Annotated in this window: 26 protein-coding genes, 1 other RNA gene and 1 pseudogene; 19 read left to right on the top strand and 9 right to left on the bottom strand. The window is 33.9% G+C overall.

The window, feature by feature from the left end:
* Positions 1-1,797: SprB repeat-containing protein (locus IRZ78_RS24230; RefSeq protein WP_194619820.1), on the bottom strand; the 1,797-nt coding region annotated here is incomplete at its 3' end.
* Positions 1,798-1,829: 32 nt separating this feature from the next.
* Positions 1,830-2,486 (bottom strand): Fn3-like domain-containing protein, encoded by a 657-nt coding sequence (locus IRZ78_RS24225; RefSeq protein WP_194619818.1) that lies wholly within the window; start codon positions 2,484-2,486, stop codon positions 1,830-1,832.
* 498 nt (positions 2,487-2,984) lie between these two features.
* Between IRZ78_RS24225 and IRZ78_RS24220 the strand changes: the two genes are divergently transcribed.
* From IRZ78_RS24220 to IRZ78_RS24190, 7 genes are all read left to right on the top strand, one after another.
* Positions 2,985-3,470, top strand: coding sequence for a histidine phosphatase family protein (locus IRZ78_RS24220; RefSeq protein ID WP_194619816.1), 486 nt, complete (start codon positions 2,985-2,987; stop codon positions 3,468-3,470).
* Positions 3,471-3,477: 7 nt separating this feature from the next.
* Entirely contained in the window at positions 3,478-5,559 is a 2,082-nt protein-coding gene (gene ppk1, locus IRZ78_RS24215; RefSeq protein WP_194619814.1) for a polyphosphate kinase 1, read from the top strand.
* 33 nt (positions 5,560-5,592) lie between these two features.
* Positions 5,593-6,483 carry an exopolyphosphatase gene (locus IRZ78_RS24210; protein ID WP_194619812.1) on the top strand — a complete coding sequence of 297 codons (891 nt, stop codon included), beginning with the start codon at positions 5,593-5,595 and terminating at the stop codon, positions 6,481-6,483.
* 164 nt (positions 6,484-6,647) lie between these two features.
* Positions 6,648-7,229, top strand: a complete 582-nt coding sequence (locus IRZ78_RS24205; protein ID WP_194619810.1) for a TMEM175 family protein — start codon at positions 6,648-6,650, stop codon at positions 7,227-7,229.
* 17 nt (positions 7,230-7,246) lie between these two features.
* A complete protein-coding gene (locus IRZ78_RS24200) occupies positions 7,247-7,807 on the top strand; it encodes a Crp/Fnr family transcriptional regulator (protein WP_194619809.1) in 561 nt (186 codons plus the stop codon).
* A gap of 59 nt (positions 7,808-7,866) precedes the next feature.
* Positions 7,867-8,901, top strand: coding sequence for a saccharopine dehydrogenase (locus IRZ78_RS24195; RefSeq protein WP_228520605.1), 1,035 nt, complete (start codon positions 7,867-7,869; stop codon positions 8,899-8,901).
* 3 nt (positions 8,902-8,904) lie between these two features.
* Positions 8,905-9,483 carry an NAD(P)H-dependent oxidoreductase gene (locus IRZ78_RS24190; protein WP_194619807.1) on the top strand — a complete coding sequence of 193 codons (579 nt, stop codon included), beginning with the start codon at positions 8,905-8,907 and terminating at the stop codon, positions 9,481-9,483.
* Positions 9,484-9,711: 228 nt separating this feature from the next.
* On the opposite strand, the pseudogene IRZ78_RS24185 reads toward IRZ78_RS24190, so the two are convergent.
* The 3 genes and pseudogenes from IRZ78_RS24185 to dnaX all read right to left on the bottom strand — a co-directional run bounded on the left by IRZ78_RS24185 (position 9,712) and on the right by dnaX (position 11,996).
* A pseudogene (locus IRZ78_RS24185) lies at positions 9,712-10,091 on the bottom strand (acetate uptake transporter).
* Positions 10,092-10,251: 160 nt separating this feature from the next.
* Entirely contained in the window at positions 10,252-10,653 is a 402-nt protein-coding gene (locus tag IRZ78_RS24180; RefSeq protein ID WP_065449429.1) for a hypothetical protein, read from the bottom strand.
* Between the two features lie 257 nt (positions 10,654-10,910).
* Complete coding sequence (gene dnaX, locus IRZ78_RS24175; RefSeq protein WP_194619805.1) at positions 10,911-11,996, bottom strand: DNA polymerase III subunit gamma/tau; 1,086 nt, start codon at positions 11,994-11,996, stop codon at positions 10,911-10,913.
* A 369-nt stretch (positions 11,997-12,365) separates the two neighbouring features.
* Here dnaX and IRZ78_RS26385 point away from each other — a divergent pair, with 369 nt between their 5' ends.
* The 6 genes from IRZ78_RS26385 (at position 12,366) to IRZ78_RS24150 (ending at position 15,226) form a co-directional block, all read left to right on the top strand.
* A complete protein-coding gene (locus IRZ78_RS26385; protein WP_255474360.1) occupies positions 12,366-12,500 on the top strand; it encodes a hypothetical protein in 135 nt (44 codons plus the stop codon).
* Between the two features lie 38 nt (positions 12,501-12,538).
* The gene (locus IRZ78_RS24170; protein ID WP_194619803.1) at positions 12,539-12,916 is read left to right on the top strand and encodes a hypothetical protein; all 378 of its coding nucleotides are present in this window, start codon (positions 12,539-12,541) and stop codon (positions 12,914-12,916) included.
* 7 nt (positions 12,917-12,923) lie between these two features.
* A complete protein-coding gene (locus IRZ78_RS24165; RefSeq protein ID WP_194619801.1) occupies positions 12,924-13,373 on the top strand; it encodes a nuclear transport factor 2 family protein in 450 nt (149 codons plus the stop codon).
* 102 nt (positions 13,374-13,475) lie between these two features.
* Entirely contained in the window at positions 13,476-14,168 is a 693-nt protein-coding gene (locus IRZ78_RS24160; protein ID WP_194619799.1) for a hypothetical protein, read from the top strand.
* 198 nt (positions 14,169-14,366) lie between these two features.
* On the top strand, positions 14,367-14,846 hold the full coding sequence (locus IRZ78_RS24155; RefSeq protein ID WP_194619797.1) for a BON domain-containing protein: 480 nt from the start codon (positions 14,367-14,369) through the stop codon (positions 14,844-14,846).
* Between the two features lie 8 nt (positions 14,847-14,854).
* Positions 14,855-15,226, top strand: coding sequence for a LysM peptidoglycan-binding domain-containing protein (locus IRZ78_RS24150; RefSeq protein ID WP_194619795.1), 372 nt, complete (start codon positions 14,855-14,857; stop codon positions 15,224-15,226).
* 552 nt (positions 15,227-15,778) lie between these two features.
* Here the strand turns inward: IRZ78_RS24150 and IRZ78_RS24145 are convergent.
* Positions 15,779-16,150, bottom strand: coding sequence for a helix-turn-helix domain-containing protein (locus IRZ78_RS24145; RefSeq protein WP_194619792.1), 372 nt, complete (start codon positions 16,148-16,150; stop codon positions 15,779-15,781).
* 128 nt (positions 16,151-16,278) lie between these two features.
* On the opposite strand from IRZ78_RS24145, the gene IRZ78_RS24140 reads away from it, so the two are divergent.
* The gene (locus tag IRZ78_RS24140) at positions 16,279-17,073 is read left to right on the top strand and encodes an SDR family oxidoreductase (RefSeq protein WP_194619790.1); all 795 of its coding nucleotides are present in this window, start codon (positions 16,279-16,281) and stop codon (positions 17,071-17,073) included.
* A gap of 19 nt (positions 17,074-17,092) precedes the next feature.
* Complete coding sequence (locus IRZ78_RS24135) at positions 17,093-17,416, top strand: nuclear transport factor 2 family protein (RefSeq protein ID WP_194619788.1); 324 nt, start codon at positions 17,093-17,095, stop codon at positions 17,414-17,416.
* Between the two features lie 50 nt (positions 17,417-17,466).
* On the opposite strand, the gene IRZ78_RS24130 is transcribed toward IRZ78_RS24135, so the two are convergent.
* Positions 17,467-17,760 carry a hypothetical protein gene (locus tag IRZ78_RS24130; protein WP_194619786.1) on the bottom strand — a complete coding sequence of 98 codons (294 nt, stop codon included), beginning with the start codon at positions 17,758-17,760 and terminating at the stop codon, positions 17,467-17,469.
* A gap of 123 nt (positions 17,761-17,883) precedes the next feature.
* Here IRZ78_RS24130 and rnpB point away from each other — a divergent pair.
* From rnpB to IRZ78_RS24115, 3 genes are all read left to right on the top strand, one after another.
* Positions 17,884-18,201: RNase P RNA component class A (rnpB, locus tag IRZ78_RS24125), an RNA gene on the top strand.
* A 31-nt stretch (positions 18,202-18,232) separates the two neighbouring features.
* Positions 18,233-19,483, top strand: coding sequence for a cation:dicarboxylase symporter family transporter (locus IRZ78_RS24120; protein ID WP_194619784.1), 1,251 nt, complete (start codon positions 18,233-18,235; stop codon positions 19,481-19,483).
* Positions 19,484-19,693: 210 nt separating this feature from the next.
* The gene (locus IRZ78_RS24115; RefSeq protein WP_194619782.1) at positions 19,694-20,611 is read left to right on the top strand and encodes a 2-dehydropantoate 2-reductase; all 918 of its coding nucleotides are present in this window, start codon (positions 19,694-19,696) and stop codon (positions 20,609-20,611) included.
* A gap of 5 nt (positions 20,612-20,616) precedes the next feature.
* On the opposite strand, the gene IRZ78_RS24110 is transcribed toward IRZ78_RS24115, so the two are convergent.
* The gene (locus IRZ78_RS24110; protein ID WP_055096600.1) at positions 20,617-20,811 is read right to left on the bottom strand and encodes a hypothetical protein; all 195 of its coding nucleotides are present in this window, start codon (positions 20,809-20,811) and stop codon (positions 20,617-20,619) included.
* A 224-nt stretch (positions 20,812-21,035) separates the two neighbouring features.
* Between IRZ78_RS24110 and IRZ78_RS24105 the strand changes: the two genes are divergently transcribed.
* Positions 21,036-21,590, top strand: coding sequence for a hypothetical protein (locus IRZ78_RS24105; RefSeq protein WP_194619780.1), 555 nt, complete (start codon positions 21,036-21,038; stop codon positions 21,588-21,590).
* Between the two features lie 33 nt (positions 21,591-21,623).
* Here IRZ78_RS24105 and IRZ78_RS24100 read toward each other — a convergent pair whose 3' ends face one another.
* Positions 21,624-22,313 carry a response regulator transcription factor gene (locus IRZ78_RS24100; protein WP_194619778.1) on the bottom strand — a complete coding sequence of 230 codons (690 nt, stop codon included), beginning with the start codon at positions 22,311-22,313 and terminating at the stop codon, positions 21,624-21,626.
* Between the last annotated feature and the right edge of the window lie 7 nt (positions 22,314-22,320).

Here is a 22,320-nt window from a genome sequence, read left to right as displayed (position 1 = left end):
TATAACATCCGTTTTAGAAGAAGCAGCAAGGGCTAAAGCTGCGGTAGGTTGCGTAATAACTACTCCGGTAATGTTGGCAGAACAACCATTGGCATCCACTACTTTTATGTTATAGGTTCCGGCCGTTAAACTCTGTAAAGTATTTGGAGCTGTTCCTCCATTAATATAATAAGTAAACGGCGCAGTTCCGTTGGTAACATTTATTTGAATCTTACCATCGTTTCCACCAAAACAGGTTACATTGGTTTTTGGTCCTAGTGCAACGGTGTAAAATGGAGGTAAAGTAATATTAGAGGTTACAAAATCCCTATTTGCATACCACCATGTATTTATAGTATTTAAATTTCCGTACTGAGGACTATTATTGTTATTACTATTAAAATTATTCCAGGTATGACAATTACCGGGAGGAGTGTTGTTTGGAGTGCAGCCGGTAAGGTTTATTTTACTGCTAAAAACACCTCCAGTATAAGTAATGTTGCTATCATCCCAGTAAAGTTTTAGAACATATCCTGATGGAGCAGCTGGTCTTACAGTTGTACATGAAAATCCATATTGGTTTTCTTCTATATCATACATCGGAAAATGAAAAGCAGCCTGTCCAAACGAAACCACTATAGGTATCGAAGTTCCTTGGGCTATAGTATTTCCCAGTCCGTCTTTTCCATTCCAGGGAACACTAACAGCAAAGGGTGGAGCTCCGGAACCTGTTACACTTTTAGTAGTTAGCACATCTTTTGTACCTGGAGTATAAATTCCGTCACCATTATTAAAATCAAGAAGTATATCAATTGTTCCGCTTTTAAAAACGCTAATATTAATATTGCTTTCGCCGATACCACAATTGGTAATTCCGTTTATTTGTATGTTTCCGTTATAAGTTCCGTTTTTCCAAACATTAATATCCGGATCAGAAAGAAAGACCTCATATTTCGGACTCATCTTAGTTGCATTTGCTGCATTCCAGACACTTTTTTGGTCATTAGCCGTATTTCCGCTGCTTCCTGCTCCTGTATTATTAAACGCAACATTAAAGTACCAAGGTCTAAAACCCGCACCGTTAAAATTAATTTTATTTACGAAACCAGTTTGTGTACTAGCTCCCGTTGTAGAACCATTATCTGGAGCAAAAACAAAGAAAGCGCCATTAAAGTCAGTGGCAACATCATCCATTGCAAGGGCCCAACGTTTAGAATAAAGACGTCCTGAAATAGAATTTTTACTAGAATTATTAGCAACTGTAATGTCATAATAATTATAATAAAGTTCTGTATAACTAGAGTTGTTGGTTTCAAATTCAATATAATAATCACCAGCAGGCATACCCGTTGGATCAAATACAATAGGAACATAACCAGTTGTAGTAATACCATTAATTCCATTTGGTCCATTTTGAGCTCGTGAAAGTTTTTGTGCTTCCGTACCGGTTATATTAGATGAAGAAGTGGTTAAATTATAACTTCCAAATACAACATTTCCGTTAGGATCTAAAATTCTAAATTTAGAATCAACCTCTGAATTGCTATTATCCGGAGCAGATCTTCTGGCTTTACTAAAGCCCAGATATACTTTTTCACTATTTGGGTTTTGAATCCTAATGTATAAACGTTGTTCATTAGTAGAACCGTATCTGGCAAAATTACCATACTCATTGTTGTTGATGCAAAGAGAAGCACGATGATTAACATCCGGAGTGGTTTGTTTTGTACCTTCTCCGCCATAAACATTCATGAACAAAGAACTTAATATAAAACTTAGAAGGATTTTTATTCTGATTTTAAAAGTAAAGTTTTCCATATTAAAAATTTAATATTGATATGATGGTTATGCTAAGAGAAAAAACGAACTGCAACTACATTTTGTAGTAAGAAAACATAAGCGGCTCTGGTATTCATTGCGTTTTTTAAATCCAAGAAAGATTTATTAAAACCAACTCCCTTTGTTTTTTTCGGAGGAATGTAGGTATAGAGAATCACCTGACTTTTACTTTCCGGGCAAGAGCCCGAAGTTGCAACAACCTTAGTGCCGTTCCACTGGTCGAGCATGTTAGTGTCAATTAAGTTTAGTTTTACATAAAATTCTACAGACTCTCCCGCAGCAAGTGTAATTGTTTTACTAAATGCCGAATTGTTTTTATTCTGCAGTTTATTGCGCAGTAAAACATTATTTTGCGAAGAACTTCCGTCCGGGTTTTCGGCAAAGCCAGAAAAGTTGTCTGCAGATAATTGATAAGTGTCTGTAGTAGTTCCGGTATTTTTGATTTGAAGTAAAAATGAAGTTTCAAAACCATTATACTTTTGCTCCTTATCTCCTTCAATAGTTATTTCTGAATTGCATGAACCAGATTGGGCAAACGAAAGAGTTGTAATTAAACAGACCAGTAAATTAAAGATGTTTTTCTGAAAGATGTTTTTTTTGAAAGAAAAAATAAACTTACAATTGTTAACAAATTTCGCTGCTTTTTCAAGAGTAGTTTTAGTTATCATATGCTTAGGTTTTTTGTTTTTGGTATTTATCAATTTTTAACAGAATCAAAGTTATAGAGAGGTATTAATTTTGATTTTTTTTGTCCGTAACTAACCTAAAAACTCGTTGAAGTGTATTTTTTTTGTTAAATATTGGTCTAAAAAGCATTTTTTTTTGTCATTTCTAACAAATAAAAAAGTAGTCTTTTTTTGGTTTTTTGATTAAAAACGTAAATTTTGAAAACTTATAAATGATTAATAATCAGGTATTTAGTTAATTTTTTGTAAATATGATTTAATCGACCAACTGTTTGGTTTAATAGATGAAGAGCACTTTTTTGTAAAATTGATGTAATCGAATTGTTATGTTCTCCCATCTTGTAAGAAACTTTAATTCTTGTTAAAATTTGAATTTAATGTTAACAGAAATAAAAAAAGTAAGAGGTTTAATTTTTCTTTTGTAAATTAGAAGTTCAATAAAATTATTAACCTCCTAAGAGGTTTCTAAACCTTCCGCTTATGAAAAATTTAATTTTAATACGCCATGCAAAATCAAGCTGGGAAGCTCCTTTAAAAGATTTCGACAGACCTTTAATGAAAAAAGGAATCCTGGATGCTCATGAAGTTTCGGCAAATATTTCAAATTTTCTTCCTAAAACCTATATAATATGGAGTAGTACTGCGGCGCGGGCTTCAGAAACTGCACTGATTTTTGCTCAAAATATTTCGTATCCTATTGAAAGTATCGTTTATAAAGACGATCTTTATACTTTTGATGAAACACAGCTCGAAAAGGTTATCAAATCATGTGATAATAGTTTCGAAAGCGTTATTCTTTTTGGACATAACGAGGCTATTACAAATTTTGTTAATAAATTTGGGGATGTTTTTATCGAAAATGTACCTACTTCGGGCTTTGTATCCTTGCAGTTTGATGCAGAAAGTTGGAACTCAATTAATAAAGGTAAAACTCATAAAACAATTTTCCCCAAAGATTTAAAATAATAATAAAGTGTACGAACAGAAATATATCGATAGAGAAAAAAGTTGGTTAGCGTTTAATGCGAGAGTGCTTCAGGAAGCCGCAGACAATACGGTTCCGCTTTTAGACAGGCTGCGTTTTGTTGGAATTTTTTCGAACAATTTAGATGAATTTTTCAGGGTTCGTTATGCCGCCATTCGTAGATTAAGCCTTTCCGGAATTTCTGGAGAAAAATACTTAGGTGGAGTTTCTGCCCATCAGTTAATTAAAGATATTACCGAAATTGTAATTCAGCAACAATCTGAAAGTTTACGCATTTTAGGTAATATTGAAACAGAACTGGAAGCAGAAAACATTTTAATTATAAATGAAGATGAAATAACACCCGATCAGGCATGCTTTTTAAAAGATTTTTTTGACCAAAGACTGAGTCCGGAATTAGTGACCATTATTTTAAATGATCTAGCAGAATTCCCAATTCTTAAAGATACGTTGGGGTATCTGGCTGTTCGTTTAGAAATGAATACAAACGATGAGGTTCGTTACGCAGTTATCGAAATCCCGAAAACTATCAACAGATTTGTTGTATTGCCATCTCACGATGATAAACATTATGTTATCCTTATCGATGATGTTATTCGTTATAACCTGAAAAACATCTTTAATATTTTCGATTATAAAAGTGTTTCGGCGCATATGATCAAAATTACACGTGATGCCCAGTTGGATATCGATAGTGATTTGAGTAAAAGTATGCTCGAAAAAATTGCAACATCTGTAAAAGACAGAAGAATAGGAGAACCAGTTCGTTTTATTTATGATAATTTAATCGAAGAAGATACGCTGCGTTTCTTTTTAGATAAAATGAAAATTGTAGAAACAGATAGTATTATTCCTGGCGGAAGATATCACAATCGTAGAGATTATATGAGTTTTCCTAACCTGGGAAGATACGATTTACTTTATAAACCCAACGAACCATTACCAATTCCGGGATTAAGTCTGGGAGGAAGTATGCTGGAAAAAATAAGTAAAAAAGATTATTTGTTACATGCTCCATATCAGTCATTTTCGTATTTAACCAAGTTTTTGCGTGAAGCAGCTTTAGACCCAAAAGTTACCAGTATAAAAATTACGTTGTATCGTTTGGCTAAGAATTCGCAAATTATTAGTTCATTGATCAATGCAGCAAAGAATGGTAAAAAAGTAACTGTACAAATAGAACTTCAGGCGCGTTTTGATGAAGCAACCAATATCTCGTATGCAGAACAAATGCAAACCGAAGGGATTAATTTAATCTTTGGAATAAAAGGTCTAAAAGTACACAGTAAAATTTGTGTTATCGAAAGAGTTGAAGATGATAAAATACGTCGTTACGGATTTATATCTACAGGAAATTTCAACGAGTCAACGGCTAAAATCTATACCGATGTTACGCTTTTTACCTGTCATCAGGGAATTTTGAAAGACATTTCGAAAATATTCGAATTTTTCGATATCAATTATAGAGTACACAGATACAAGCATTTAATTGTATCACCACATTATACAAGAACGAAGTTTATTAAGCTGATAGATCGTGAAATTCTTCATGCTTTGGCCGGTAGAAAAACACATATTAAATTAAAAATGAATAGTTTATCTGATTTTAAAATGATCGATAAATTATACGAAGCCAGTAATGCCGGAGTAAAAATCCAGCTTCAGGTAAGAGGTATTTGCTCCCTAATTCCAGGAATTCCGGGAATGAGCGAAAACATCGAAGCCATAAGTATTGTCGATAATTACCTGGAACATTCAAGAGTTTACATTTTTGGAAACGCTGGTCTGACCGAAGTTTATATTTCATCAGCAGATTTTATGACCCGTAATCTTGACGGAAGAGTCGAAGTGACCTGTCCGATTTATGATCTTGAAATAAAGAAAGAATTAATAGATAATTTTAATATTGCATGGAAAGGGAATGTTAAAGTGAGATATCATTCCTATAAACTAGATAATAAATACAAGCCTCGAAATCATCATGCCCCTTTTAGAGCGCAACTTGAAACCTATAAATACTACCAGAACAAAGTTTCAGTATTAGAGCAAGTTCCTCAAAAAATAAATTAATAATAAAAGAATAATTTCAAATCATAAGTGAGCATGATTAATATAAAAAAATATGCAGCAATAGATATTGGTTCAAATGCCATGAGGCTTCTAATATCGAATGTTGTAGAACAAGATGGCAAAGAACCACAATTTAATAAAAGTTCGCTTGTTCGTGTGCCAATTCGTTTGGGGCAAGATGCCTTTACCGTAGGAGAGATTTCAGAAGAAAATATAGATCGAATGGTGGATGCCATGAAAGCATTCCATCTTTTGATGAAAGTACATAAAGTAGAGCGTTACATGGCATTTGCTACTTCGGCAATGCGGGAAGCGTATAATGCCAAAGAAGTTGTTGCTTTAATTAAAAAGAAAGCCGACATAAAAATTGAAATTATTGATGGTAAAAAAGAAGCTGCCATTATTGCATCAACTGATTTGCTTCATTTATTAAAAAATGATGAAACGTATCTTTTTGTAGATGTGGGTGGTGGAAGCACCGAATTTACTTTGTTTTCTGACGGTAAATTAATCAATTCAAGATCTTTTAAAGCTGGAACCGTTCGTTTACTGAATAATATGGTGCACGATGTGGTTTGGGATGAAATCGAAAAATGGATCAAAACTAATACGGCAGATTATGATGAGGTGACTTTAATTGGTTCTGGAGGAAACATCAATAAGCTGTTTAAAATGTCTGGAAAACAACAGGAAAAACCGCTTTCATATATTTACATCAATTCGCAATATGCATTTTTAAATTCATTGACTTACGAACAAAGAATCGCAGAATTAGGATTGAATTCAGATCGTGCCGACGTAATTATTCATGCCACCAGAATTTACCTGAATGCTATGAAATGGAGTGGAGCACGCCAAATTTACGTTCCAAAAATAGGACTTTCAGACGGAATAGTAAAAGCAATGTATTACGGTAAGATTTAGTATTAGATCTTTAGGTAAAAAAATATTTTTGCCACGAATTCCACAAATTTACACGAATTATATTTTTCAATATGAATAAAAAATTAGTGTAAATTTGTGGAATTCGTGGCAACTTTTTTCAGCATATTTCAGGCTGTAAACATAACTCAAAAACATATAAATAAATGAATAAAACAAGACTCGAAGCGTTTAGTGATGGCGTATTAGCTATTATTATCACTATTATGATTTTAGAAATTAAAGTTCCTCAAGGACATGAATTTGCCGATTTAAAAAGACTTATTCCTAAATTCCTAAGTTATATTTTAAGTTTTATTTATGTTGGAATTTATTGGAACAATCACCATTATTTAATTCATGGAATGACCAAAATAAACGGGAAAATCCTTTGGGCAAATTTGCATTTACTATTTTGGTTGTCTTTAATTCCCGTTGCAACAGGCTGGATGGGAGAACATAATTTTGCAAAAGCTTCTATGACTTTGTATGGAGTCGTATTGTTTTTATCGGCAATTGCGTATTTTATTTTACAGCGAATTATAATTGTTAACGAAGGCGAAAATTCAGTACTGGCAAAAGCGATTGGAAAAGATTTAAAAGGGTACACATCAGCTGTTTTATATGTGGTAGGAATAGTCTTTTCGTTTTATAACGAATGGGTTTCAGGTGCTGCGTATTTCGCTGTGGCGATGTTATGGCTTATCCCTGATAAAAGGATTGAAAAAGTCTTTGCTTCTAAAAATTAATCTATTCAGAATTTATAATGAAATCAGTTTTTCAATCTATTCAGGTCTTACCTCAAAATGAATTAGAGCTGCTCGATGATTTAATTACTTATAGAAAACTCAAAAAAGGAGAACTTTTATTGCAAGAAAATCAGGTTAGTAATGAAATCGTTTTTATTAATAAAGGGATTTTACGTTCGTATTTTTTCAATCATCAGGGCGATGAAATCACGAATTGTTTCGCTTTCGAAAATGAATTTATGGCTTCATTCTCGAGTTTTATAACGCAAAATGTAGCCGAAGAAAATATTCAGGCAATAGCCGATACAGAGTTGCAAGTCATAAGCCGTGAAAGTTTAGAAAAGCTTTATGCCTTAGGTATTCATTGGCAGGAAATAGGACGTAAGTTAACTGAAATGGAATATGTAACACTTCAAAAACGAATGATTTCGTTTCAGAAATTATCCGGAACCCAACGTTATGAAGAACTTTATAAAAACCATAAAAAATACCTTCAGCTCATTCCATTGCAATATTTAGCATCCTATTTAGGCGTTACACCAAGACATTTAAGCCGTATTCGAAAGGCAATTTTATAGGACATTTGTCTGGTTATCGAGAGATATCTCATCATTATTTTTGCTGAAAACAATATATAATGATGAGAAAAAATATTTTAGTAATTGGCGGAACCGGCTTAGTAGGTAAAGTTATATTACGAATTCTTGAAGCAAGAAATCCTGACTTTAACCTGTTTGTGGGAAGTCGTCAGTCAGGAAAAACGAACAAAGATTTAATTGTTGATGTTACCAATCCAAAAACCTTTGAATGTATTCTACAGAATAAAATCGACCTGATTGTATTGTGTACAAAAGATAGCAAAAATGAAATTTTGCAGTTTGCCATACAAAACAAATTAGATTATATTGATATTACAAAACCAACACCAGATCTTACTATTGCGTATGATTTAGCCAGGGCAAATAACCAGAAAATAAATAGCCGAATTGTTTTTAGTTCGGGCTGGATGGGCGGTATCGTAGGTAGTCTGGTTGATTTTATAGAGCCGGGCAAACATAAAATTAAGGAAACCAATATTTTTATCTATTATTCTGTAAAAGATTTGGCAGGAAAAAGTTCGGCCAATTTTTTAGCCGAAAACGTATGTAAACCCTTTGTTGTTTATAAAAATAACCAACCGCAACATGTAAAGCATTTTTTAAATTCCGAAAAATTTAATTTCTCGTTTGGAATTGGCAAACGTCAGGTTTATAATCTTGATGTTCCGGATTTGTTTATTTTAAATCAGATAGAAAAAATACCAACTGTTTCGGTTAAGATGACCTACAATTCTAAGTTTGTAACCAGTTTAATGGGATATTTTCAATCGCTTAAGATTTTTAATATCATGTTTTTAAAAGAAAGACAACTGCTTTTTGGTTCAAGCGGAAATGGTGATCAAACCATTTTTGAAGTAATCATAAAAACGAAGGATAAAACAAAAAGAATTAGCTTGCAAAGCATTAAAGGCCAAGCTGAATTAACGGCTTTTTCGACAGTTTTGCATATCGAAAAAATGTTAAGTGACACTTTATCGGGCGGAATTTACTTTAGTCATCAAATACATTCGTCGAAAGAAGTTTATGAGGCTTTAAATACTTACAGTACCATTAATCTTAAAACAAACCAATAGAGCATGAAAAAAATACTGATCATAAACGGACATCCAAATCCGTCAAGCTTTAATTTTGGAATAGCCGAATCTTATCTAAAAGGTGCAATCGCTTCGGGTGCAGAAGTCGAAACCATAACAATTGCTTCATTAAATTTTAATCCAAACCTGCAATTTGGTTATCAAAAACGAACTGAATTAGAACCGGATTTGCTGGATTCGTGGGAGAAAATCAAAAAGGCAGACCATTTGGTTTGGATTCATCCGGTTTGGTGGGGAGGTTTACCGGCAATTACAAAAGGATTTATTGATCGTTTGTTTTTACCCGGAATGGCATATCAATATCGCGAAAACTCAGTTTGGTGGGATAAATTACTAACAGAAAAAACAGCACATATTGTCACCACATTAGATCAGCCAGGCTGGTATTACAGATTATTTTATGGAAGACCAAGTGTGAATCAATTAAAAAAATCTACTTTAGAATTCTGCGGAGTAAAACCGGTAAAAGTAACTTACATCGGAATCATAAAAACAGCTACTGATTTTCAAAGAGAAAAATGGCTGCAAAAAATCTACGATTTCGGATTGAAGAATAAATAAATAAGTTTGCCACGAATTACGCCAGTTGACACTAATTTTTCATTTAAAAAATGTTCAAATTTAATTCTTGCAGATTCGTGCAATTCGTGGCAAAAAATAATATCAATAAGGCAGCACTTTTTCACCCTTTACTTCTTCAAGTAATTCGGCCATAGCCAAATAAAAAGCACTTGCACAACAAATAATACCAATTGCTCCTGCAAAAGTAGCTATTGATTCAATTTGGGTCTATTTTTCGAAAGCAAGCAGAAAAAATAAAACAGTCAATGAAAGAAAAATAAATTGCTGTACTTTGCTTCCTCCCCAGGTTCCATACCAGATAAAAGCAGTAAATATTCCCCAAAGAGCGAGATACCATCCTAAAAAAGATTCATGAGTAGGTCCTGCAACTGTAATATCACTACTTGGCAGCATCCAGATAGCTACCAAAGTGATCCAGAAAAATCCATAAGAAGTAAATGCCGTAGCAGCAAACACATTCCCTCTTTTAAAAGCAATAATTCCGGCAATTACCTGAGCAATTCCTCCGTAAAAATCCCCATTGATATAATTACAGCACTAACAGGGAAAAATCCCATATTGTGGATGTTTAGTAAAATTGTGGTCATTCCAAAGCCTAGAAGACCCAGCGGTGCAGAGTTTGCTAATTGTTTTTCCAATTTTTAAGATTTTACTAAAATTATTAATCTGTTAAAAATACAGAAAAAATACTACAAAATAATTAGATCAAAAAAATATCTAGAAATAGTGATGAAGAGATTTTGAGAATTAAGAAGTTAAATCTAATCCGAATGTAGATCTTAAAAGTTCAAGATTTGGGTTAATTTCTACTAAACGATTGTAGCGATCCTGGTCGTTTAAACTTCTCTTGATTTCAATAGTTTCATTTACATTCACTTCAATCGTAATATCATGATTGTGTAAATGTCCTTTTAAATGTCCTAAAAGACCATGAATCTGACCTTCAAAATCTAATTTAGAACCTTCGTTGGGTAATTCAAAAGTAATAACTGTTCCGTTTAGTTTAGGATCGTTAATTAACAGTAACGATTGCATGATTTTATGCCCTTTGTCACCCAGACGTTGCGCGTATTTATTCCATTGCACTAACATTTCAGTCTCGGTAAATTCTTCCGTAGGCATTACAGAAGTAGGTTTTACGTAGGACATACTGGCTGCTTCCAGCTCTTTTTTCTTGCGAATACTCGATAGAGAAAAAGCAGAAATTTTAGGTTCGTTGCTAACTTCAGGTTTTGGAGTTTCAACTTTAGGAGTTTCAACAGTATTATTTACAGCAACATTGTCATTTTGATTGACATTGCTATTTTGATTCGCATTGTTTTCTTCTCCAGTATTTGCAATTTGGGTTTTTGCAGTTGGAATTTCAGTAATAGAATATCCACTATTTCTGTAATAAGTAGGAGGAATTATGAATTGCTCAACTTTTTTTTTTCTCCATCAAAGCTGATAGAGGCCAATTGCATTAAACATAATTCAACCAAAAGGCGTTGGTTCTGACTCAATTTATATTTTAAATCGCAGTCATTTGCAATATCAATTCCTTTTAGTAAAAAATCCTGCGAACATTTTTGAGCCTGCACACCATACATTTGTTGTGCTTGCTCTCCCACCTCAAGTAAAGCGATTGTAGCAGGAGTTTTGCTTACTAGTAAATCTCTGAAATGCGAAGCAAGACCGGCAATAAAATGATGTCCGTCAAAACCTTTTGCAAGAATATCATTATAAGCTAATAAAAGATCCGGAATCTTATTTTCTAAAAGTAAATCGGTAATGCTAATGTAAGTTTCGTAATCTAAAACGTTAAGGTTTTCGGTTACAGCCTGACGTGTTAAGTTGGTTCCGCAGTACGAAACTACACGGTCAAAAATAGATAAAGCGTCACGCATGGCTCCATCTGCTTTTTGAGCGATAATGTGCAAAGCATCGTCTTCAAAATTGATTCCCTGACTTTTCGCAACTTCAGCCAAATGTTCTTTAGCATCTTTTACCGTAATTCTTTTGAAATCGAATATCTGACAACGAGATAAAATCGTTGGAATAATCTTGTGTTTTTCTGTTGTTGCTAAAATAAAAATAGCATGTTTTGGCGGCTCTTCTAATGTTTTAAGGAATGCATTAAAAGCTGCCGAAGACAACATATGAACCTCGTCAATAATATAAACTTTATATTGACCGGTTTGTGGCGGGATACGAACCTGATCGATTAGGCTACGAATATCATCAACAGAGTTGTTGGAAGCCGCATCCAACTCAAAAACGTTAAAAGCGAAATCTTCGTTAGGATCATCATATCCGGGCTGATTTATTTTTCGAGCCAAAATACGAGCGCAAGTAGTTTTACCAACTCCACGTGGTCCTGTAAATAAAAGGGCCGAAGCAAGGTGATTGCTGTCTATGGCATTCAACAAAGTGTTGGTAATAGCTTTTTGCCCCACAACATCCTTAAAGGTCTGTGGGCGATACTTACGAGCCGATACTACAAATTGTTCCATATTCTTTTTATTCGATAGCAAATATAGGCTGAAATTTACCAAATCACAAATCTGAAAATCATAAATATTTAAGGGAATTTTGATTGTTTTGAATGTGAGTCAATAAGGGATTTGAATTTTTATTTTTTAATATAATAGTGATGAAATAGAACGCTGATAAAACGGATTCGCTAAAGCGAAAATGTGGATTTTTACGGATTTTTTCTTAACATTTGTCTTCCTGAGCGAAGTCGAAGGATCGCAATCATTATCGACAATCAACCTAATAGCCTTGATAAAAAAAGAATTTAATTTTGTAATAAAAAATGTATTATTTTTAATGCGATGCTATTTTACTTTTTCTAAAACTAATCTTTAAAACTAATTAAAATGAACCTGTCAAAATTTTATTTCGTTCTACTTTTCGCTTTTATTTCGAGTTCTATTAATGCTCAAAAGCAAGATGAAAAAGCGGTTGCCATTATCAATAAGGAACTTGAAGCAATGGGGGGAAAGAATTTATAAAAAGTATTAATACACTTTACACAAATTCGGTTACTCAAATGGAGGGACGTACTGCAAATTGGGTGGTCAAAGAAATCAAACCCAATATTGGCAGTTTTGAAATAGTGTATGGACAAAGGGTCGTTTTTAAATCGTGGTACGATGGAAAATTAGGTTATAATTTAAGCAATGGCGAAAAAACGCTGGCAGATCAGGAGAATTTTAAAGACAAATTATTCAAGAAAAATATATTCAACGAATTAGATTACCTGGATTCTACTTTGTACAAATCAACGGTCGTTTACGGAGATTTTAAAACATATGGTAAACTTACTTACTTTACAACGATGAGATTTGGAGTTGATCCCGATTCTCAAATTGCAAAAATTGAAGAACTTTTTTATAACGAAAAAATAAGCGAAAACGATTTTAAATAAAATACCAATGAAAAAACATTTCTTACTATTTACAATTGCATTTTGTTTTGTCCAACTTCAAGCCCAAACAGCGCAAGATACACTTGATATCAAACGTGTTGCTTTGGCTTATATAGAGGCACAACATACGCCGAATCCGAAATTGATGGAAAGTGCTTTGCATCCTCGCTTGGTAAAAAGATCGGTTTTTAGAAGCAAGGCCGCTCAAAAAGATTATATATCAGAATACTTTACAGAGAATATGGTGATTCTTGCAGAAACTTATAATGCAAAAGGTGATAAGTTCCCGAAAAATCCAAGAAAGGAAATTAAGCTTTTGGATATTTCGGCAAGAACAGCATCTGTAAAACTATTAGCCGATGCTTGGATAGATTATATGCACATTGTAAAAACCAATGGAGAATGGAAAATTATAAATGTGCTCTGGCAGTATAATGATGTGACGCAACATGAGTAGTTTTTAATGTGTAAATTGCCTTTATGGATGATGATTGTCTCTAACTTTGTGTTGGAAGAGTCGATTAAATTTTACTAAAATAAATATTAAGAAAAGAAACGAATGAAAAATAATTTCCTGAAATTTTGTTCTCAAATTCCGTGGTTTTTTAATGAAAGTGATGGTATTTCTATTCATGATATAGAAATCACTTTTTCTTATGATTTCACAAAGGTATTTCCAAATTTATACCAACTTTTAAGCAGAGCAGATACCGATTTAATTGAATTGGAGAGAGATAAAGAAATTTCAAAATTTTATTTATTTACATGGAAAAATACTGATGGAGAAACCTCAGGATGGCTTTGTAAAATCGAAGAAGAAATACAATTCGATATTCCGAATGATTTGGAGATTTTAATTAAAAATATAGGAGGTATTCAGGAATCATATTCTGAAATTCTGGATGATGAACAACGTTTTACGGACAATCAAAATTTTCTTTTTATTGCTTCTGAATTTAGAAAGGATATTGGATTATGGAATGAATTTTACCTGGATTTATGTAAAGAAGAAAACAAGATTCCTATTGATACGGCGAATTTGTTAAGAATTGCAGAAGAAGCGAATGGAAACGAAACTTTTTTAGATTTAAATACTAGTGAAGTTTTACTTTTTGCACCTGATCATGATTTCGAATATGTCTCAATCCTTAAAAATCAGCCCGAATATACTTTTTATAAAATAAAAAAAGTCAGTACGATTGTTCATTATACCGAGATTTTAGCAAAACAGTGGATGATCGTCGCACAATAATATTTTTATGAAGTGGTAAATTATGTTTGTAAAAATAAGGTCAAATAATAAAAGTTCTAAATCATAAAATTCAGGACTTTTTTTATTCCCCAATATTAAGAAATGGTAATAATATAAAAATTGTAAGATTATTTTGTAATATATAACTGATTTATTCGTTAACTTTAGATGTTTAATTAACTAAAAAAGATATCTATTATGAAAATTAAATCTATTTTATTAGGAATGGGTCTTGCTGTTTCTTTAGTGGCCTGTGGTCCAAAGGATGCAGATATTCAAAAAGACATTAATGCACAAATTAGCGCTCTTCCGGGTGTTGAAGTTTCTGTAGTAAAAGGTGTGGCTACTATTTCAGGTACTTGTAACGATGAAACAGTAAAACAAAATGCTGAGAATATTGTGAAAGGAGTAAAAGGGGTTAAAACTGTAGTAAACAATTGCGAAATTCCAGCTCCTGAGCCTGTTACAACAACTGCGCCGGTAGAAATTAATGCTGATGGTGTTTTGAATACTTCGGTAAATGAAGTGGTGAAAACTTATAGCGGTGTAACTGCTACTGTTAAGGATGGTGTTGTAACTCTTACAGGAGATATCAAAAGAGATCAATTAGCAAATTTGATCAAAAGTGTGCAGGAACTAAAACCTAAAAAGGTAGAAAATAAGTTAACTATTAAATAAGGTAAGTCATGAGTGTAAAAGATAAATATAAAGAGTTAACAGATTTGGCTACGAATCTAGGAATAGCAAATTTGCAGGTAAGAGAGCAGGAGAATGTATTGTATGTTGATGGTACAGCCAAATCAGCAGAGGATAAAGAAAAACTGTGGAGTGCTTACGGAAAAATAGATCCAGATTTTAGATCAGCCGATGTTGTGATGAATATTGAAGTGGCTGAAGGAACTACAACAGAATATACTGTAAAAGGTGGAGATTCATTGTCTAAAATAGGAAAAGCTCATGGCGTTTCATGGGAAGCAATTTTTGAAGCCAATAAAGATATTATTAAAAATCCTGATCTGATTCAACCGGGTTGGAAACTAAAAATACCAACTGCATAATTTAGTTTTGTGCTGTTATTGAAAGTCCGTCTTATGATGGACTTTTTTTATGTTTATTGTTGAAGTAGCACACGGATGACAAGGATTCGCTATTGCGAAAACGCGAATTTTGAAATTTTTTATTTTATCATTCTTGATGATAATTTCAATAAAACTAAACGATGTGCGCAAAGGTGCAAAAATAGCACGCGGATTACATGGATTAGCTATCGCGAAAATGCGGATTTTTAGTGATTTTTTTGTTTGTGTCTTTGCGAGGAATGAAGCAATCGGAGTATAAATTCGGCATAGAATCTTGCCAATCCTTGTCGAGCTTCTATTGTGTGCTTCGTTCAGGATGACAGGATTGTAGTTAAATTTTGTAGATGAGTTTGTAAAACCTTTGTTGTAAATATTAACTAAAGGATAAATCTTCTTGTAAATACTAAACCCCTAGCTCTATAGAGTTGGGATACCTTTTGTGTCCGTCGCGGGGGATACAAAAGATTGGAACGGATTGCTTCGCCAGTTCGCACTTTTAGGTTCGGGTGCGGGATTAGTTCCTAAAAAATGTTACTCATCACTATCACTTAAAGGTTGTTTTAGAATAGACTTTCTTAAACGGTCTTCGTTTTCATCGCCCCATTTTCCTAAAGCGGAAATTATAGGGATGAGTGTTTTTCCAAAATCAGTTAGGCTGTATTCGACTTTGGGGGGCATTTGTGCGTAGATAATTTTTGAAACTAATTCGTGCTGTTCGAGTTCTTTTAACTGGATATTTAAAACCCTTCTGGAGGCATCGGGAATTTTTCGTTGCAGTTCGCTTGGCCGCTGAAAACCTTCGTTGATGAACCATAACAAACGGATTTTCCATTTGCCATAAAGCACTTCACCAATGAGGTCCAGGCCACAATTTAAGTTCAAAGGGATTTTTCTTTCATACATAAATACAAATTTAACCCAATGTTCTAAACTGCACAATAGGGGAAAAATTTATCCCTATGCAATTCGGTTTTCCGTAATTGTGGGAACCGGTCGCACTACCGAAATTTGCCTTTATAAAATCAAAACAAATGGAAGCACAATTTAATTTTAATAATGAGTTATCAGGCAAAATTGCTTTGGTAACCGGAGGTACAAAAGGAACCGGAAAAGCAATTGCAGAACGATTATTAAATGCAGGAGCAAGGGTTATTATTACGGCAAGAAACAAACCAGAGACGGAGAATAAAGAGTTGCATTTTATTTCGGCAGATTTAAGCACTTCAAATGGAACGGCAAAAGTAATCGAAGAAATAAAATTAAACTTTGGCCAACTGGATATTTTGATTAATAATCTGGGCAGTTCAGAAACTCCCGGGGGCGGTTTTGAGGCTTTGATGGATGAAGACTGGGAGCATACTTTTCAGGCGAATTTATTTGCTCCGGTACGATTAGACAGAGGTTTCTTGCCCGGAATGATTCAGCAAAAGTCTGGCGTAATTATTCATATTGCTTCGATTCAGGGAAAATTGCCTTTGTATGATTCGACTTTGCCTTATGCGGCCGCAAAAGCAGGACTGATTAATTACAGTAAAAGTTTATCGAACGAGGTTTCGCCCAAAGGTGTTCGCGTACTTACGGTTTCCCCGGGCTGGATTATGACAACAGCGGCAAACAGAATGATGGAAAGAATTGCCCAAAGTTCGAATAGTACGATTGAAGAAGCGACTGAAAGTGTGATGAATGCATTGGGCGGAATTCCTTTTGGCCGTCCTGCACAACCTGAAGAAGTAGCTGAATTGATAGGTTTTCTGGTTTCGCCAAGAGCGAATTATCTAACAGGAACTGAATTTGTAATTGATGGCGGAACGATCCCGACGATTTGATAACCCTAAAAAAAGAAAAATGAACTTACCGAATATAATTTCAGATTTAATAGAGGCACAGGCAAAGTTTGACAGTAAAACTTATGCAGAATGTTTTTCAGAAGCAGCCTTGGTATTTGATGAAAATGAAACTCATAAAGGCCGAAATGAGATAGAAAAATGGAATGAAAAAACCAATGCAGTGTATAGAACCCAACTTGAAGCGTTAGAATTTCTGGTTACTGAAACAACAAATATTCTTACCACAAAAGTAAGCGGCACATTTGAAGGAAGCCCGATTGTTTTAAAATATCACTTTGAACTAAAAGGAGGCAAGATTGAAAGTCTAAAAATAACAGGTTAATATTTTATGTCGCTGAGTTTAAAATTACTTTAGACTCAGCGACTTATTATTTACCTTCCTTTAATGCTTAAATCAAATAAAAACTTTGCGGTTTCCTGATCTGAGTCGGCTGAGAAGCCTGATACATAAACGCCTTTTTTGCCTGATGTTGATTTAATTCCGTATACAACTGCCTCATCGCCAGGGTCTGATTCCCCTTCGTATCGATACACATGTACAATTTCAAATTTTTCAGGATTTTTTTTAATCAGGTCCGAGTTTAGATTAAAATCACAAGTAAATCCTTTTTCATGTAATTGATCCAGAGCTTTTGAAACAGTTGCGTAGTGATACATTCTTGTCATGATAATTGATTTTAAAATTATGGATTTTAAAGATAACTATTTTAAAATTAAAATGTTATGATAATAAGGCTAAAATCTAAAATTTAAAATCATTAATGTTAGTAGATAAATCGCTACTTTTGCGCCGCAGACCGCCTTATCGTCGTCTCGATTTATCGGGAGGGAGGAAAGTCCGGACACCACAGAGAAGCATAGCGGGTAACACCCGTCGGTGTTAGAAATAACGCAAGGACAAGTGCAACAGAAAGTATGTACAGGTAATGCTGTAGTGAAACCAGGTAAACTCTATGCGGTGAAATACCAAGTATATCAGCATTTAAGGGCTTCTCGTCCGTTGTTGAAGGGTAGGTAGCTTGAGTTCCGAAGTAATTCGGAATCTAGATAAATGATAAGGCTCTGATTTATCAGGGACAGAATCCGGCTTATAGGTCTGCATTTTTTATATATTTGTGAAACTCTCTAATCTATTTTCATGAATATAACCTCTTCTAAATCTTCTAATAAACCAAGGAAAAGTACTTTTAAGCTTATTATTACCAATCTTACTTTTTGGGTTTTGATTGCCATTATTGCCGGAATTTTACTGGGACATTTTTCGCCTGAAAATGGGGTGAAGATGGAAATTTTAGGCACTAAATTTATTGCACTAATCAAACTTTTTATTGGTCCAATTATATTCCTGACGATTGTTTTGGGAATTTCCGGAATGGGGAATCTGAAAAAAGTAGGCCGAATTGGTGTGAAAGCGCTGGGCTATTTTGAAGTGGTTTCAACAGTGGCGCTGGCCATTGGTGTTGGAGTGGCATATTTTTTTAAACCCGGAAAAATCGATAAATCAGGCCTGACTTTGGGGGATGCGAGCCAATATACAAAAGGTGCAGCTAAAGACTTTTCGTGGCTGGAGTTTTTCTTTTCGAATTTTACCTTACAAGTTTTATTGGCGGCGATAATTTGCGGAATTGCCTTGAACTTTTACAAGAAAAGAGAACAAACAATTCTGGTTCTGGAACGCTTTTCTAAAGTGGTTTTCTTTGGGTTGAAATACGTAATGTATCTTGCCCCGATTGGTGCTTTTGGCGGAATGGCCTACACTATTGGAAAATTTGGATTAGGAACTTTGATTCCGCTTGGAAAACTAATGTTGTGTGTTTACCTCACAATGGCTTTGTTTGTGTTTTTGATTTTAGGAAGCATTCTGAGATATTATAAAATTAGTATACTTTCGATTCTAAAATATATCAAAGAAGAACTTTTACTGGTTTTGGGAACTTCGTCATCTGAGGCTGCTTTGCCCAGTATTATGGTAAAACTCGAACAAATGGGTTGTAGTAAATCTGTTGTAGGATTGGTGATCCCCACTGGTTATTCTTTTAATCTCGACGGGACTTCGATTTATTTATCGATGTCGGTGATATTTTTGGCGCAATTGTATGATGTACATTTGAGTTTTTTTGAAATACTGAGCGTAATTGGTATTCTTATGATTACCTCAAAAGGTGCGGCAGGAGTTACCGGAAGTGGATTTATTGTTTTAGCATCGACTTTGACTGCTTTGCATAAAATTCCGGTCGAAGGTTTGGCTTTTTTACTGGGCGTTGATAAATTTATGAGTGAAGCCCGGGCGATAACCAATTTGATTGGAAATACAGTGGCAACGATTGTAATTTCGAAAAGTGAACACGATTTTACGGAGTTGAATCTGAATCCTGTTATAGAGGAATAATTTTCTTTGCTTTGCGGAGAATGGCACGCGGATGACACAGATTCGCTTTCGCGAAAGCGCGGATTTATGCGGTTTTTTTTTATTGTTTAAATGGTTTTGCCACAAAGACTCAAAGACACTAAGTTTTTGTTTCTTACAGGTGGTAATCATATGGTTTTTTGATTTGTATCTTTGTGACTTAGCGCCTTCGTGGCATTTTATTGAATGACTATGAAAAGAATCGGAATTTTAGGACTCGGTGGAGTAGGTGGTTATTTTGGCGGACTTTTAGCGAGCGCCTTTTATAAGTCTGATGAAATTGAAGTTATTTTTATCGCGCGTGGCCAAACCCAAAAAGCAATCGCTGAAAGCGGATTGAAGATCATTACTGATGATTCAGAAACTGTGGTTTATCCTAAACTGGTTTCGAATAATCCGGATGAAATTGGCATATTGGATTACTTAATTTGTGCTACCAAAACCTATGATATCGAGGAAAGTCTGCTTTCGCTGCAGCAATGTATTTCTAAGGAAACTGTAATTCTTCCGTTGTATAATGGAGTTGATGCGCCGGAACGTATCCTAGAGCTATTTCCTAAAAATGAAGTTTTACAGGGTTGTGTTTATATTATTTCGATGATTTTTTCGCCTGGAACAATTCGTAAAATTGGTTTTTATGAAAAGTTGTTTTTTGGATCAAAAACGGCTTGTGTTTCAAAATTGAACGAATTACAAAGTATCTTTGAGAAAGCTAAAATAGAAAGTTATCTGGTGGAGAATATTGAAGAAACGGTTTGGGAGAAATTCATTTTTATTTCGGCACTGGCCTCTGCAACTTCTTATCTGAACCTGAATATCGGTCAGATTTTAAGCAATCCTGATGCTAAAGCTGTTTATATAGAATTGCTTAAGGAAATTGAATTGGTTGCTAACGCCAAAGGTTTACAACTACCGGATGATATTGTAAACCAGACGATCATAAAACTAGAAAAATCGCCTAAAGAAGCGACTTCGTCTATGCACAGGGATTATTTGGCAGGTAATAAAATAGAAGCAACTTCGCTAACAAAATTTGTGGTAGAAGAAGGTTTGAAATATGGCGTAAAAACTCCTCTGTACGAAAAAATAAGTACTGTTTTATTGTCGTAAAAAAGTTAAGCTTCGTCTTTTGTGGCGCGCACTAAACTAATTCCTGACATAAAAAACACTATACCTAGTATGCCGTAAATAATTAATGATTTAATGTCTCGCGTTTCGCCTGAAGTACCTGCAAATATAACAGCAGTATAAATCAAACCAACAATTCCGAGGATGGTTAATAGTCCTCCGAAAAATCTCTTTAGGTTCATGATGTTTGGTTTTAAATGTTCATTACAAATGTATTACGTAGATGAGGTAAATCGTTATACAATTGATTCTAAAACTTATATCATTTACAGTCTTGATGCTGAATTTAATAACTTTCTTTAGCTTTCATTTATCGATTAATTATAATGTTAGAAAATATTTTGTTTCTTAATTTGTTTGTATGGTTTTAATCATACTTTTGATGCAACCTAATTAAAAACCAAACATGAAAAAAAATTGCCTGTTTTTATTTTTATCTGTTCTTTTTGTTAATGCTCTTCAGGCTCAAAGTGATGCCCCTGTTGCTATTACTGTTGTTAAAAATCAGTTTAAGATCAATATGTTGTTTCCGGGCTTTGTGTATGAGCATGGTTTTGATGCAAAAAATACACTTTATTCTGAGGTAACCTTGGGAGTTGGTTATCGCTATAGCAGTTATTATGGCGAATCAAGCTGGTTTGTTTTTCCTGCGATCAATGAACAGTTTCGTCATTATTATAATTTAGAAAAAAGAGCAACCAAAGCAAAAAGAACCGCTTGTAATTCAGGAAACTTTGTAGCGGGATCTGCTTATTATAATTTTAAGTCATTAAACACCAATGAAAAATACGGAAATTACGATCCTTCCTTTACTATAGCAGCACTTTGGGGGTTTCAACGTACTTACAAAGGAAGATTCAATCTTGAGGTACATTTAGGTCCAGGGATAAATTTTGATAAATACGATACTGAATTTGTACCTGTTAGCAACGTTACTTTAGGCTGGGTTATAGGGAAATAATCAAAATAAATATAATAGAAAAACCTTGATTTGTCAAGGTTTTTCTATTTTAAATTCTAACCCAATATTTCGAGTGCTTTCAATGCTGATTTTTGGATCTGAATTAAAATATTTTCTAAGCCTGCTGATAAAAACATCCATACTTCGTCCTGAGAAATAATCATCTTTTTTCCAGACAGACATTAAAATCTGGTCCCTCTTTAATAACTGATTGTGGTTCAGATATAAGTACTCAATAAGAGAAGCCTCCATTTCTGTGAGCTGCTGGACATGATTTTTATTATTTAAGGTTAATCTTTCGTTATCAAAAATATAAGAACCAATTTCAATTATATTATCTCCGTTCAGACTTCGCTTTTGCTCGATTCTCTTTAGAATGTTATTTAGACGCAGAATGAGTTCGTCGACTTCAAAAGGTTTTATGATGTAATCGTCTGCACCTAATTTTAATCCAATGATTTTGTCTTCCTTTAACTTTCTTGCAGTTAGAAAAATAAATGGAATCTCAGGATTGATCGTAATTATTTTTTCAGCCAATGAAAATCCATCCAGTTTTGGCATCATGACATCAAAAATGCAAATATCAAAAGCCTGGTTTTTAAAATAGTCTAAAGCTATTTCTCCATTTTGTGCCCAGATAACTTCAAATTGATGCAATTCTAAATATTTTTTTAAAATTCCAGCAAAATCAAAATCGTCTTCAGCTAAAAGTAATTTTTTCAAAATAATG

It is taken from the genome of Flavobacterium sp. CSZ (genome assembly GCF_015350725.1).
Classification (GTDB): Bacteria; Bacteroidota; Bacteroidia; order Flavobacteriales; family Flavobacteriaceae; genus Flavobacterium.
The sequence above is the reverse complement of the archived record's forward strand: the minus strand, read 5'-3'. Positions and strand labels throughout refer to the sequence as shown.